The 13,414-nt window shown below is 67.0% G+C and carries 10 protein-coding genes; 4 read left to right on the top strand and 6 right to left on the bottom strand.

The features are described from left to right. Positions 1 to 31 precede the first annotated feature (31 nt). Positions 32 to 2,287, bottom strand: coding sequence for a hybrid sensor histidine kinase/response regulator (locus MUG96_RS13605; RefSeq protein WP_308220107.1), 2,256 nt, complete (start codon positions 2,285 to 2,287; stop codon positions 32 to 34). Between the two features lie 120 nt (positions 2,288 to 2,407). Between MUG96_RS13605 and MUG96_RS13595 the strand changes: the two genes are divergently transcribed. After that, a complete protein-coding gene (locus MUG96_RS13595; protein WP_246983579.1) occupies positions 2,408 to 3,640 on the top strand; it encodes an MFS transporter in 1,233 nt (410 codons plus the stop codon). Positions 3,641 to 3,741: 101 nt separating this feature from the next. Next, the gene (locus MUG96_RS13590; protein ID WP_246983577.1) at positions 3,742 to 5,736 is read left to right on the top strand and encodes an AMP-dependent synthetase/ligase; all 1,995 of its coding nucleotides are present in this window, start codon (positions 3,742 to 3,744) and stop codon (positions 5,734 to 5,736) included. On the opposite strand, the gene MUG96_RS13585 is transcribed toward MUG96_RS13590, so the two are convergent. Genes MUG96_RS13585 through MUG96_RS13575 form a run of 3 tightly spaced genes read right to left on the bottom strand, consistent with a single transcriptional unit; the run spans position 5,709 to position 7,231 of the window. Continuing rightward, entirely contained in the window at positions 5,709 to 6,053 is a 345-nt protein-coding gene (locus tag MUG96_RS13585; protein WP_246983575.1) for an AzlD family protein, read from the bottom strand. The genes MUG96_RS13590 and MUG96_RS13585 overlap by 28 nt on opposite strands. Beyond that, complete coding sequence (locus MUG96_RS13580; RefSeq protein WP_246983573.1) at positions 6,043 to 6,837, bottom strand: AzlC family ABC transporter permease; 795 nt, start codon at positions 6,835 to 6,837, stop codon at positions 6,043 to 6,045. The genes MUG96_RS13585 and MUG96_RS13580 overlap by 11 nt, the downstream gene beginning before the upstream one ends. A gap of 55 nt (positions 6,838 to 6,892) precedes the next feature. Then, positions 6,893 to 7,231 (bottom strand): winged helix-turn-helix domain-containing protein, encoded by a 339-nt coding sequence (locus MUG96_RS13575; protein WP_246983571.1) that lies wholly within the window; start codon positions 7,229 to 7,231, stop codon positions 6,893 to 6,895. A 141-nt stretch (positions 7,232 to 7,372) separates the two neighbouring features. On the opposite strand from MUG96_RS13575, the gene MUG96_RS13570 reads away from it, so the two are divergent. Further along, complete coding sequence (locus MUG96_RS13570) at positions 7,373 to 9,595, top strand: CDC48 family AAA ATPase (protein ID WP_246983570.1); 2,223 nt, start codon at positions 7,373 to 7,375, stop codon at positions 9,593 to 9,595. A 127-nt stretch (positions 9,596 to 9,722) separates the two neighbouring features. On the opposite strand, the gene MUG96_RS13565 is transcribed toward MUG96_RS13570, so the two are convergent. After that, positions 9,723 to 11,330, bottom strand: a complete 1,608-nt coding sequence (locus MUG96_RS13565) for a hypothetical protein (RefSeq protein ID WP_246983569.1) — start codon at positions 11,328 to 11,330, stop codon at positions 9,723 to 9,725. A 110-nt stretch (positions 11,331 to 11,440) separates the two neighbouring features. Beyond that, positions 11,441 to 12,583, bottom strand: a complete 1,143-nt coding sequence (locus MUG96_RS13560; protein WP_246983568.1) for a CBS domain-containing protein — start codon at positions 12,581 to 12,583, stop codon at positions 11,441 to 11,443. 312 nt (positions 12,584 to 12,895) lie between these two features. Between MUG96_RS13560 and MUG96_RS13555 the strand changes: the two genes are divergently transcribed. Then, the gene (locus MUG96_RS13555; protein WP_246983567.1) at positions 12,896 to 13,399 is read left to right on the top strand and encodes an HTH domain-containing protein; all 504 of its coding nucleotides are present in this window, start codon (positions 12,896 to 12,898) and stop codon (positions 13,397 to 13,399) included. Positions 13,400 to 13,414: the final 15 nt, after the last annotated feature.

Genomic DNA, 13,414 nt, shown 5'->3' with positions numbered 1-13,414 from the left:
CGACGAGGAAAAAGTCGTCCGGTCGCCGCGGTCAGTCGCCGGTCTCGACCCCGGCGATCTCGAACCGGGCGCCGCCGCTCTCGCTCTCGGTCACGGTCACCGACCAGCCGTGAGCGTCCGCGATCTCCGCGACGATGGGGAGGCCGAAGCCGGTGCCGTCCGGCGCCGTGGAGTAGCCCGACTCGAAGACACGGTCGCGGTCCGCCTCGGGGATCCCCGGCCCGTCGTCCGCGATGAAAAAGCCCATGCGTCCTTCGTCGTCGAGGGGCCCGACGGTGACCGTCACGTCCGGGCCCGCGTCGCCACCGTCCTGGCTGTCCGTCGACCCGTGTTCGACGGCGTCCTCAGTTTGCTGCGCGCTCGTGGAGCCATGCTCCACTGCGTTGGTGATCAGGTTCTCGAGCAGCTGTTGCAGGCGACCCCTGTCGGCCTGGACGGTCAGGTCCGTCTCGACCTGGAGGGTCGCATTGGCGGTCGCGACGGTGGCCCAGCAGTCCCGGACCACCGCGTCGAGCGCCACGGGCTCGAGCTCCCGGACCGCCTCGCCCTCCTGTGCGAGGGTGAGCAGGTCGTCGATCAGCGTCTCCATCCGGTCGTGGGCGCGGTCGATGTGGTCGAGGTGGTCGCTGTCACAGTCTTCCTGCACAAATTCGAGGCGGCCCCGGGCGACGTTCAGCGGGTTCCGGAGGTCGTGGCTGACGACGCCGACGAACGCCTCCAAGCGCTCGTTTTGCTGCCGGAGTTGCCGCTCGCGTTCCTTGCGCTCGGTGATGTCACGCAGGACACCGACGGTCCCTCGAAACTCACCGTCGTCCATCGGGAGGAGGGCGATGTGGTTCTCGTTGGGGATGCGGTCGCCGTCTCGCGTGACCACCTCCATCTCGAAGGAGCCTCGCTCCCGGTCGGGGTCCGACAGCAGGTCCTCGATCAGGCGTTCGCCCTGTTCGATGTCGTCCGCGTCCATCAGGACCGAGACGTGTTCGCCGATCAGTTCGTCCGGGTCGTAGCCGGTCGTCGTCCTGTCCTTGCCGGCCGGCGGGATTACCGAGGTGAAATAGCCCGCGGCATCGATAGTGTACACCTCGTCGGGGATCGCCGTGACGATGGTTTCGTACTGTTCGAGTTCGCGCTCGCGGTCCCGGCGCTCGCTGATGTCGCGGACGACGCCGACGGTGCCCCGAAACTCCCCGTCCTCTCGCGGGAGGAGCGTGAGGTTCGCCTCGATAGGGATCCGCTCCCCGTCCGCAGTGTGGAGCGTCGCCTCGACCGTCCGAACCCCTCCATCGGTGTCGGCCGAGAGCAGGTCCGCGATGGCGCGCTCGAACCGCTCGACGTCCTCGTCGTCGAGGAACTGAGAGGGTGCGCCCTCGCGCCACTCCTCCTCTTCGTAGCCGGACAGGGCCGCCATGTACTCGTTGATGTCGATGTACTCCCCCTCCTCGTCGACGGCGTAGACCCCGTCACCCATCGCGTCGACGATGCGTTTGTACTGCTCGCGTTCACGTTCCCGCTGTCGGCGGGCCGTGATATCCCGCGTGAACCCGACGATTCGCTCCACGTCGTCGCCGGCCATGATCGGCTCGGCCTGGACCCACACCCACCGCTCCGTCCCGTCCGCGCCTTCGAGGCGGAACTCCAGGTCGAGTGACTCGCCGTCGCCCGCCCGTTCGACCGCCGCTTCGACCCGCTCGCGGTCCTCGGGATGGACCGCGTCGAGGAAGCTCGTCGGTTCCGCGTGGAGCGACTCCCGCGACTGTTCCCAGATCTCCTCGTACGCGGAGTTGACGAACACCAGGTCGTCCCACTCCCCGTCGTAGATCCAGAGGACGTCCTTCGCGTTCGCGGCGAGTTCCCGGAGCCGCCGCTGGGCCCGCTCGGCGGCGCGGCTGGCACGGTAGCCCGCGACCGCGTTCTCGATCCGGTTCGCCAGCAGTTCGTACTGCTCGCTGCCCGACCCCTTCCGGAGGTAGTCCGACACACCGGCCGTGATCGCGTCGCTCGCGATCTCCTCGCTACCCTTGCCGGTGAACAGGATGAACGGGAGGTCCGGGTGTGACTCCCGGATCCGCCTCAGTAGCTCCAGCCCGTCCATCCCGGGCATGTCCTGGTCGCTGACGATACAGTCGACCGACTCCGTCTCCAGACGGGACAACCCAGCCTCGCTGCTCTCCGCGGTCACCACCTCCAGCCGGTCGTCCATCCGCTCGAGGAACTCCGCGGTCAACTCCCGGAACTCCGCGTCGTCGTCGACGTGGAGTACGCGAATCGACGACGCCTCGACTGCCATATTCTCTAATACGACAGACAGTTCAAACCACTTTCGGGTGTTTCACGGTCTCGACGCTCTCGAGAACGTCCTCGGCTGGAACCGAAATCCGGTTGCCGGTGGCTGCCAAACCGCCGGCATATGACGGAGTCGTCGGGGACGCGAGCGACCCTGTGGCTCGTCGTGGCGGCGGCGACGCTGACGGTGATGGCCGGAGCGATCCTCGGACCGGTCGTCCCCGCGATCCGGGACGGTCTCGGGGTCTCGGAGTCGGCCGCCGGCCTCATCATCACCACACACGGCCTCCTGATCGTCGTCGTCAGCCCGGTCGCGGGCGCGCTGATCGACCGGCTCGGCCCGCGCCGACCGTTCGTCGGCGGTCTCCTCCTCTACGCCGCCGGCGGCGGCGCGGGCCTGGTCGTCGACTCGTTTCTTCCACTGCTGCTCTCCCGGGCGGTGCTTGGCGTCGGCGTCGCCTTCGTCTACACCGGGGTCACGGTCCTGATCTACCAGCGGTTCGAGGGCCCGGAGATGGACCGGGCGCTCGGCCTGCGGAGCAGCGCCAACAGCGCCGGTGCGGCCGTCTGGCCGCTGGTCGGCGGCGCGCTCGGCACCGTCTCCTGGCAGCTCCCGTTCGGTGTCTACCTCGTCGCGCTCCCCCTCGGACTGCTCGCGCTCGTCACGATTCCCGAGACTGCTCCCTCGTCGGCCGCCGCCGACGGCAGCGGTGACGGCCGGGACGGCGACCCGTCGGACGAGCCACCGGCGGACGGCTCGGGTACGGATGCCGGCGGATTCGCCGGCGTCGTTGCCGTTCTCGGTCGTCGCCCCGAACTCCTCGCGGTCTACCTGCTGTACTTCGGTGCGAACGCGCTCCTGTACAGTATCGTCGTCTTTTACCCACAGCTGCTCGACGCGCTCGGGACGACCTCCTCGTTCTCCATAAGCCTCTATCTCGCCGCGAACGGCGCGGCGGGCGGGGTCTCGGCCGCCCTCTACGACCGGCTTCTGCGACGGGCCAGCCGGCACGCGCTCACCGGGCTGGCATTCCTGCTGTGGATCGTCGGGTTCGCGACCGCCACGGTCGCCGACTCCGCGCTGACGGCGGTGCCGCCGGTCGTCGCCTTCGGCCTCGGCCTCGGGCTCGTCTTCCCGTCGGCGTTCGCCTGGATCGAGGCGCTCGCGCCTCAGGACCGGCAGGGCCAGTACAGCTCGTATCTCGCCTCCGCGGGGTACGTCGGCCAGTTCGCCGCACCCATCGTCTTCGGCCCGCTGGTGGCACCGTTTGGCGTCCGTGGCGTGTTCGGTGCTGCCGCCACTGTCGCCACCGTCGCCGTCGCCGCGCTCGTCGGTGGGCTACTCGGTCGTCGGTGACCGCCAGCGAATCGCAGGACGTGGGGCGGTCTCCCGGGGGCGTTTTCGCTGGCCCAAACGGGGCCCGGTTTAATATACGGGCATCCTGTTCAATCCATTCAATGGTTGACACGGAGGACCTGCTGGGCAGGGAGGCCGAGTATTCGGACTCGGTGACCGGAACCGGTACGATACCGGAACTGTTCGCATCGGTCGCCGAACGGCACGCGGACGACCCGGCCCAGCGGTACAAGGGCGGTGTCTACGACCGGTCGCTGGCTCCCGCGGTCGTACCCGAAGCCCCCGACGGCGAGTACGCGACGCTCACCTACGAGGAGATGCACGACGTGGTGAAGGCACTCGCCGCCGGGTTCCGTGACATCGGCGTCGAGCCGGACGACCGGATCGGCATCTTCGCCAACACTCGGATGGAGTGGGCACAGACCGACTTCGCCCTGCTGGCCGCGGGCGGCATCGTGACGACGCTGTTCACCGAGTCCTCGGCCAGCCAGGTCGAGTACCTGCTCGCGGACTCCGGGGCCGTCGGCATCGTCGTCGAGAATCAGGAACTGCTCGAACGGGTCCTCGAAGTCAAAGACGACGTGGAAGTGGAGTTCGTCGTCCTGATGGACGACGAGCCGGTGGCGGCGAACCACGACAGCATCTACACGCTGGCCGACCTCTACGAACGCGGGCAGGCGCTGATCTCCGAGACGCGGTACATGTCGTTCCTCGACGAGCGCGGGCCCGACGACCTCGCGAGTCTCATCTACACCTCGGGGACGACGGGCGACCCGAAGGGTGTCAAATTGACCCACCACAACTTCCGGGAGAACGTCAGTCAGGTGCGGAAACGCTACAGTCCACGTCCGGACAAGGACGACGACGTGCCGACGCTCGATGCGGACTCGCTGACCCTCTCTTTCCTTCCCCTCGCACACAGTTTCGAGCGGACGGCGGGCCACTTCACGATGTTCGCGGCCGGTGCGACCGTGGCGTACGCGGAAAGTACGGACACCATCCAGGCGGACATGCAGGCGGTCGCACCGACGACGATGACGAGCGTTCCACGGGTCTACGAGCGGATGTTCGACGCGATGCGCGAGCGGGCGGGCTCCGGGCGGAGTCGCCGCACCTTCGAGTGGGCGATGGACGTCGCCCGCGCGTGCGGCCGCTCGGACAGTCCCGGCCTCGGACTGCGGCTGAAACGGAGCCTGGCGAACCGGCTGGTCTACAGCAAGGTCAAATCACGCATGGGCGGCAACATCGAGATGGTCGTCAGCGGCGGCGGCACGCTCGATACGGAGCTGACGGAACTGTTCCACGGCATGGGCATCAAGCTCTGTGAGGGCTACGGCCTCACCGAGGCCGCGCCGGTCGTGACGGGGAATCCGGCGGAGGATATGCGCCCCGGCCAACTGGGACCGCCACTGCCCGGAATCGAGACGAAACTGGACGAGAGTGTCGTCGAGGAGGACATCCGCGAACTGGCCGACGGGCCGGTCGGCGAACTCCTCGTCACGGGACCGAACGTGACCGAGGGGTACTGGCAGGACCCGGACCGCACCGCCGCCGCGTTCGAGGGAACGCGGGAGACGCTGACGAACGGTGACGAGCGGTGGCTGCGGACCGGCGACATCGTCGAGGAGTCCGACGACGGCTACCTCGTCTACCACGACCGGATCAAGGAGATCATCGTCCTCACGACGGGACGGAACGTCGCGCCCCGGCCCATCGAGGAGGCATTTGCGACGAAGGAGTCAATCGACCAGATCATGGTCATCGGTGACGACCGGACGTTCATCTCGGCGCTGATCGTTCCGAACGCCGAGGCGATAAAACGGTGGGGCGAACGCGAGGGTCACGACCTCCCCATGCGGATCGTCGATCTCATCGAACACGAGACGGTCCACGCCTTCGTCCAGCGTGCTATCGACGAGGTCAACGAGGACCTCGCCGAACACGAGCGCATCCAGGAGTTCGAGTTACTGCCGATGGAGTGGACGCCCGGGAACGATATGCTGACGGCCTCGCTGAAGAAAAAGCGCCGGAACATCCGCGAGAAGTTCAGCGACCGCATCGCCGACATCTACGGCGAGAAGACGCCGGCGAAGTGAGGCGACAGCAGGCCGCGCAGTGCGAGCACCGCCAGGATACCGGTGGCCAGCGCGAGCGCGAGGCTGTCGGTCCGCCACGCGACGACGACCGCCACGGCGCCCGCCCCCCACTCCGGCGGCCCGGCGCCGGCCAGTTCCGGCCCGAGGAGCGCGACGACGATGGCACCCGGGGTGGCTTCGAGCCCCGCCCGCGCCCGCTCCGGGAGGTCAACGCCGCCCAGGAGCCACAGGCCGGCGGCCTTCGTCGCGTAGGTCACGGCCGCCATCGCGGCCACGACGCCGACGACGACCGGGTCGAGGGCGAGGTCAGCGACCATCACGAGCCACCTCCGCGAGACCGCCGGCGAGCCCGCCGAGCAGGATGTAGGATTTCCCGGCGAGCACCGCGTCCGCGGTCAGTGCGACGGCGAGGGCGACACCCCACGGGAGCAGGTCGCCGGTCCCGTCCCAGAGGTCGACGGCGATGACGAGAAAGACCGCCGTCAGGACGAAATCCAGCCCGTAGCGAGCGGGGTCGCCGACGGCGGCGCCGGCGAGGCTCCCGGCGACGGTGGCGGCGACCCAGAACGCCCATATCGCCAGGCCGCTCCCGAGCAGGAACGCACCGCGCCCGCTCCCGGACCGCAGGTCGCGGACGGTCAGCGCCCAGTTCTCGTCGGCGGTGAAGAAGGCGCTCGCGTACCGTTGGGCCAGCGACAGCTCCCCGAGCCACGGGCGGAGCGTCGCGCCCAGCAGCACGTATCGGAGATTGACGACGAGGGTGGCCCCGACGACGGTCGCCGCCGGCACCGGAGCGGCCCAGAGGTCGACGGCGACCAGCTGTGCGGCACCCGCCAGCACCGTCGCACTCATCAGTGTGGCTTCCGCGACGCTCAGCCCCGCCTGGTTCGCGAGGACGCCGAATACCAGGCCGTACGCGCCGACGCCGAGCGCGACCGGGAGGCAGGTCACGAAGCCGGCCCGGAAACCGGTGAACGTGACGGGCCGTTCGGGCGCCGTCGCGTCCGACTCGTCGTCGGTGGTCTCGATTCGGGGTTCCGTAGCGACACCGTTCTCCGCAGTGGTCGGGTGCACCCCCGACCCGTCTGGCGGACCAGTCATCGGAGCAGTTCGAAGGACTGCCAGCTCCCTAAATACCCGGCGAAGAAATCTTCTCTCAGCTGTCCGACGGGTCCCCGAGGCGGGCCTCCTCGAACACGAGTTCGAGGACTCGCTCGCCACGGTCGGTCAGCGTGTAGCCGTCGGGCCCGTCGGCGACGAGACCGTCGAGCTGGCGGAGGTGGTAGTTGAACTGGCCGTTGTCGTCGACGTCCGTGTCGGCCCGGAGGTCGCTGTACGACGCCGGTTCCGTCCGGTCGAGGGTCGCGAGGATGTCGAGGCGAGCGCCGTGGGAGAGGGCGGCGACGGTGTCGGCGACCCGGTCGAGTTGCGCGGGCGTCGGTTCCGCCTCCGCGGTCCCCCAGCCGTCGTCGGCAAGCCAGGTGGGTATCGCCATCGTTATTCACGCTTGCACTCGTTCGATGAAAAACGTGACTTCACGTACCGCGAGAGACGTGCGTATCGTCTCCCCGACCGCGCCCCGGCATGCAAAAAGCATATCTCCGGGCGTACCCGAGTGTGACACATCCCCACAGGTATGAACGAAGTTCAACTGGAGGTGGCGAAGGCGTACCCGAACGATTCGGGTCGTGGAATCGCTCGCCTCGATCCCGACACCCTCTTGCACCTGAAGCTCTCTCCGGGTGACATCATCGAGATCGAGGGTGCCGACACGACGGCCGCGAAGGTCTGGCGGGCGGACCGGCAGGACTGGAACACCGACACCGTCCGGATCGACGGCTTCACGCGTCAGAACGCCGACGTCGGTATCGGCGAGCGCGTCACCATTCGCAAGGCAGAGGCACAGAAAGCGGACTCGCTGGTGCTCGCACCGCCCGAGGAGGCGTCGGTGCAGTTCGGCAGCGACGCCGCCGGCATGGTCAAACGGCAGATTCTGAAGCGCCCGGTCGTCGAGCGCGACATCGTTCCCGTGATGTCCTCGACCAACCATCCGTTCATGCGCTCGCCCGGCCAGGCTATTCCACTCATCGCCGTCGAGACCGAACCGGAGGGCGTCGTCCTCATCACCGAGGACACCGAGGTCGAACTCCGGGAGGAACCCATCTCCGGCTTCGAGAAGACCGGCGGTGGGATCACCTACGAGGACATCGGCGGCCTGCAAAAGGAGATCCAGCGGGTCCGGGAGATGGTCGAACTCCCGATGAAACACCCCCAGATCTTCAAGAAACTCGGCATCGAGCCGCCACAGGGGGTGCTGCTCCACGGGCCGCCCGGCACCGGGAAGACCCTGCTCGCCAAGGCCGTCGCCAACGAGACCTCGGCTAGCTTCTTCTCCATCGCCGGCCCCGAGATCATCTCCAAGTACTACGGCGAGTCCGAACAGCAACTCAGGGAGATCTTCGAGGACGCGAGCGAGGAAGCGCCAAGCATCATCTTCATCGACGAACTGGACTCCATCGCGCCCAAGCGCGAGGACGTGACCGGCGAGGTCGAACGCCGCGTCGTCGCGCAACTGCTGACGATGATGGACGGTCTCGAAAGCCGGGGCCAGGTCATCGTCATCGCGGCGACGAACCGCGTCGACTCGGTCGACCCCGCGCTCCGTCGCCCGGGTCGCTTCGACCGCGAGATCGAGATCGGCGTCCCCGACGAGGTGGGTCGCGAGGAGATTCTCCAGATCCACACCCGCGGGATGCCCCTCTCGGACGACGTGAACCTGGCGAACCTGGCGACCGAGACCCACGGGTTCGTCGGTGCCGACATCGAGAGCCTCACGAAAGAGGCCGCGATGAAGGCCCTGCGGCGCTACCTCCCCGAGATCGACCTCGACGAGGAGGACATCCCGCCGAGCCTCATCGACCGGATGATAATCAAACGGGACGACTTCCGCGGGGCCCTCAACGAGGTGAGTCCGTCGGCGATGCGGGAGGTCCTCGTGGAGCTCCCGAAGATCACCTGGGAGGACGTGGGCGGGCTCACGAGCGCCAAGGAAAAAGTCCAGGAGTCGGTCGAGTGGCCGATGAACTCCCCGGAGAAGTTCCAGCGCATGGGTATCCAGCCGCCCGCGGGCGTCCTGCTCTACGGGCCGCCCGGCACCGGGAAGACGCTGATGGCGAAGGCCGTCGCCAACGAGACCGACGCCAACTTCATCAGCGTCCGCGGGCCCCAGTTGCTCTCGAAGTGGGTCGGCGAATCGGAGAAGGCGATCCGGCAGACCTTCCGGAAGGCCCGGCAGGTCTCGCCGACGATCATCTTCTTCGACGAACTCGACTCGCTCGCGCCGGGCCGGGGCGGTGAGGTCGGTTCGAACGTCTCGGAGCGGGTCGTCAACCAACTGCTGACGGAACTCGACGGGCTCGAGGAGATGGAGAACGTGATGGTCATCGGCGCGACCAACCGGCCGGACATGATCGACCCGGCGCTCATCCGCTCGGGCCGGTTCGACCGGCTCACCTACATCGGCGAACCGGACGTGGAGGGGCGCGAACAGATCCTCCGCATCCACACCGAGGACATGCCGCTGTCGCCGGACGTGAGCCTGCGGGAACTCGCCGAGATCAGCGAGGGCTACGTCGGGTCCGACCTCGAATCCATCGCCCGCGAGGCGGCAATCCAGGCGCTCCGGGAGGACGACGACGCCGAGGCCGTCGAGATGCGCCACTTCCGGTCGGCGATGGAAGCCGTCCGCCCGACCGTCACCGACGACATCCGCGACTACTTCGAGCAGATGGAAGACGAGTTCAAAGGCGGCGGCGCCGAACCCCAGCGGACCGGCAGCGGCCGGATCGGGTTCCAGTAACGGCGCTGCGCGGCTTTCGTGATTTAATCGGCAACGCGTAAGCGACCGTATCAGAGTGATCGGTCCCTTCGTCAGTCCGCCGGCCGGTCCGACTGAACTCGAAGCGGCCGAGACCGGACGCCCCTTCTCAGCGCTGCTCGACGGAGAGCGTGTAGAGGCCAGTGTCGCTGCCGCCGAAGGTGGTGGCCCAGATGGTGTAGGTCCCGGTCTGTTCGAGTTCGGCCTGGAGCCGGCTGTTGAGGCCGCTGCCGCCGTCGTCGTCCTCGGCGACGACGGTCCCGTCCGGTGTCTCGAGCACCAGGAAGGTATCGAGTTCTTCTGACTCCATCGAGATGACGGCGGTGGTACCGCTCTCGGCTTCGAGAGCGACGGGCTCGGCGAGCTTGTCGTATCTGGGGTCCGCTCCGTCCCCGTTGTCGATGAAGCCCTCACGGGATTCGCCGAAGGAGATCGATTCGAGGTCTCGCCCCTCGGGGATGTCCGCCGCCGCCACCGAGAGTATGTAGCTGCCGGTGTCGGTACCGCTGAAGCTCCCGGCCCAGATGGTGTAGGTCCCGGTCTGTTCGAGTTCGGCCAGAATGCGGCTGTCGAGACCGCTGGCGCCGTCGTCGTTCTCGGCGACGATGGTGCCGTCGGGGGCCTCCAGGATCAGATAGGTGTCGAAATCCGCTTCCATCGTGATGTTGGCCTGCATCCCGGACTCCGCCTCGAGCGCGACGGGTTCGGCGAGGTCGCCGTCGACCGGGTCGGTCCCGTCGGCCGTGTCGATGTAGCCCTCGCGGGTCTCGCCGAAGTCGATCGATTCGAGGTCCGGTTGCTCGCTCGGGTCGGACTCCTCGACGGAGAGCGTGTACCGTCCCGTGTCGGTACCGCTGAAGCTCCCGGCCCAGATGGTGTAGGTCCCGGTCTGTGGGAGTCGGGTTCGGATACGGCTGTTGAGGCCGGTGCCGCCGTCGTCGTCCTCGGCGACGACCGAGCCGTCCGGCCCCTCGAGGATGAGGTACGTGTCGAATTCCGCCTGCATCGTGATCTGTGCGGTGATCCCGCTCTCGGCGTCGAGACGGACGCCTTCGGCGAGGTCACCGTCGGCCGGGTCCGACCCGTCCCCGGCGTCGACGAAGCCCTCGCGGGTCTCGCCGAAGGCGATCGATTCGAGATCGGGGCGGTTCGAGACGTCGATCTCCGACACGGAGAGCGTGTACGCGCCGACTTCGTCCCCCTCGAAGGTGCCGGCCCAGATGGTGTAGGTCCCGGTCTGCTCGAGTTCGGCCTGGAGCCGGCTGTTGAATCCCCTGGCACCGTCGTCGTTCTCTTCGACGATCGACCCGTCGGGAGCCTCCAGGATGAGGTATGTGTCGAGGTCCGACGACTCCATCGTGATCTCGGCGACGGTGCCGCCCTCCGCAGCGAGGGCGACGGGTTCGGCGAGGTCGCCGTCGACGGGATCGTTCTCGTCCTCGCTGTCGATGTACCCATCGCGCGTCTCGCCGAAGGAGATCGTTCGGATGCCGTTTTCCTCGGCTGGCGTGGCCGTCGGGGTATCGGTCGACTCCGTTACCTCCTCGTCCTCGTCATCGTCTTCGTCTTCGTCGGCATCGTCGCCGCCACTGTCAGTGATCTGAGAACAGCCAGCCGTTCCGAGACTGAACGCGGCAAGCCCGCCTGCGGCGATGAGCCGACGCCGGGAGACGTCCCGACCCGACCGACTCTCTTCCTGCTGTTCGTCGTCCGACATAATACCAGGACAGTTCCGGCCGAGTGGATTAAACGCTTCGTTCGTGTCGGCGGTCGGAACCGTCGGTGTCGCCGACACGGGTGTGGCCCGGGTCGCGCGTGTGAGCTGGCTTACAGTTCGCCGAGTTTCCGGAGCAACTGGCCGCGGTACTCCTCGTCGGCGCGGACGCCCTTGAGTTCGAGGACGTTCCGTTCGAGTTTGTCCTTGGCGACGTTGAACGACTGCTCGGCACCGTAGCCCTCGCCGGAGCCGGCGAGCTGGCCCTTCGTCGTGCGCAGGCGGATCTGACACTGGATCAGGGGCGTCCCGCGGAGCTTCTCCTTGTGCTCGTGGAACCGGACGTGCGCGTGGCGCACCTGCATGTCCTGGTACTTGTCGACGACCTGCTCGATCTCGGTCCGGATCGTCTCCCGCGAGATCGTATCGAGGAGTTTGATGTTGGTGATCTGGACGTCCATGTACTCCTCTTCGGTGTAGGTGAGCGCCCGGAGCACGTCGGTCTTCGTGAGGATGCCGGCGACGGTCCCGTCGTCGTCCTCGGGGGTGACGACCAGGCCGTTGTAGTCGTTTTCGAGCATCCGCTCGACGCTCGTTTTTACCGACTCCGAGAGGGAGGTCGTCGAGACGGGGCTGACCATCACGTCGTAGACCGGGATGTCGAGAACGCGCTCGTTGTCACCCGCTCGCTCGCCCACGGTGGTCTTGTCGCCCTCGCGGACGACCACATCCACGATGTCGTGGGTGGTGAGGATACCGGAGAGGTAGCCGTCCTCGTCGAGCACCGGGAGCCGGGAGATGCTGTGTTCTCGCAGGAGATTGATCGCCTGCCCGATCCGGGTGTCCTCCGAGATGGTGACGACGTTCTCCGTGTAGATGTCCCCGACGGTCAGCGCGTCGAGGTGTTCGAGGACGGCTTCCAGGATCTCGTTCGTCGTCACGATCCCCCAGAGGCGGCCGGCCTCGAACACGGGCGCGATCTTCGTCCCGCCCTCGACCAGGACGCGCGCGACCTCGCGGACGTCGTCGGTCCGCTCGACTTTCGGCGCGTCGACCATCAGCCGCGAGGCCTTCGTGTCGTCCTCGACGTGTGACCGGACGAGCTGGCGCTTTCCGATCACGCCCGCGTAGTCCCCGTCCTCCGTGACGATGATGCCGCGGGGGTTCTTCCGCTCGAAGATCGAACGAACCTTGGAGAGCCGTTCGCCGTCATCCACCTCTATGTAATCACTCGTAGCGATATCAGCAATATCCATCGTATCTACCTGGTTTGGTACCCCGACTAATCAAACTTAGCAGTTCCGTCTCCGACCGCTTCCGCCTCTGCCTCGGACCTGCCTCACCCCTCTCCCTGTGCCGCGAAACCGGCCCGCCTGCCCCGCCCGGACCCACAGTGGCCCAACCGCGACTGAAACCCGTCGTTCCCCCACGGGTACAGTTCCAGTCTCACTCCCTCGCATTGACCGTGGGACATTATATCGAAGGGGGAGGTATCATGTGGTATTGTTCCGATTAAAGGAACGTTTTAGACTGTTGCGTTACTACATACACATGGGAGGGGAAATCCTATGAGCGCAAATACGACTGATCCACTTCGACTCGAACTTTACGTCCGGACGCTGTCGCCGCCGGGTGCGCGGTCGCGCCAGGAGGCGGTCGTCGACCGCCTCCAGCGCCTCGAGGACGACGACCACGTGGACGACGTCTTCCTGAAGGTCTGGGGCAAGGGGATCGATCCCACGACCAGTGCAGCCGAGACGGAACAGGGTCAGCTCATCCTCAATCGCATCGCCGAGTTCCAGCAGTGGGCACTCGCGAACAACACCACACTCGATTCGTTCTACCAGGCTCGCCAGCAGTCCTCCTCGATCACCGGTGAGGAACACCGGACCATCGTCCTCCCGAAGATGGGACTGGCCGAATACCACGGGGACGAACTCAAGCAGGTCGCCCCCGTCGCCACCGGCGACGAAACCTACACCGTCAGCGACCACCTCGACGAACTCGAACGCCGACTCACCCGCGAGACGACCGCGCAGGCCACCGCCGTCACGCCCGTCGCGGAGGAGTAACGGGGTTCAGTTCTC

Source organism: Halorientalis marina (assembly GCF_023028345.1).
GTDB classification, from domain to species: Archaea; Halobacteriota; Halobacteria; order Halobacteriales; family Haloarculaceae; genus Halorientalis; species Halorientalis marina.
The sequence above is the reverse complement of the archived record's forward strand: the minus strand, read 5'-3'. Positions and strand labels throughout refer to the sequence as shown.

Excerpts from the sequence above, each read along its gene's own strand:
- MUG96_RS13605 (WP_308220107.1), bottom strand. The coding sequence starts at position 2,287 with ATGGCAGTCGAGGCGTCGTCGATTCGCGTACTCCACGTCGACGACGAC.
- MUG96_RS13595 (WP_246983579.1), top strand. The coding sequence starts at position 2,408 with ATGACGGAGTCGTCGGGGACGCGAGCGACCCTGTGGCTCGTCGTGGCG.
- MUG96_RS13590 (WP_246983577.1), top strand. The coding sequence starts at position 3,742 with ATGGTTGACACGGAGGACCTGCTGGGCAGGGAGGCCGAGTATTCGGAC.
- MUG96_RS13585 (WP_246983575.1), bottom strand. The coding sequence starts at position 6,053 with ATGGTCGCTGACCTCGCCCTCGACCCGGTCGTCGTCGGCGTCGTGGCC.
- MUG96_RS13580 (WP_246983573.1), bottom strand. The coding sequence starts at position 6,837 with ATGACTGGTCCGCCAGACGGGTCGGGGGTGCACCCGACCACTGCGGAG.
- MUG96_RS13575 (WP_246983571.1), bottom strand. The coding sequence starts at position 7,231 with ATGGCGATACCCACCTGGCTTGCCGACGACGGCTGGGGGACCGCGGAG.
- MUG96_RS13570 (WP_246983570.1), top strand. The coding sequence starts at position 7,373 with ATGAACGAAGTTCAACTGGAGGTGGCGAAGGCGTACCCGAACGATTCG.
- MUG96_RS13565 (WP_246983569.1), bottom strand. The coding sequence starts at position 11,330 with ATGTCGGACGACGAACAGCAGGAAGAGAGTCGGTCGGGTCGGGACGTC.
- MUG96_RS13560 (WP_246983568.1), bottom strand. The coding sequence starts at position 12,583 with ATGGATATTGCTGATATCGCTACGAGTGATTACATAGAGGTGGATGAC.
- MUG96_RS13555 (WP_246983567.1), top strand. The coding sequence starts at position 12,896 with ATGAGCGCAAATACGACTGATCCACTTCGACTCGAACTTTACGTCCGG.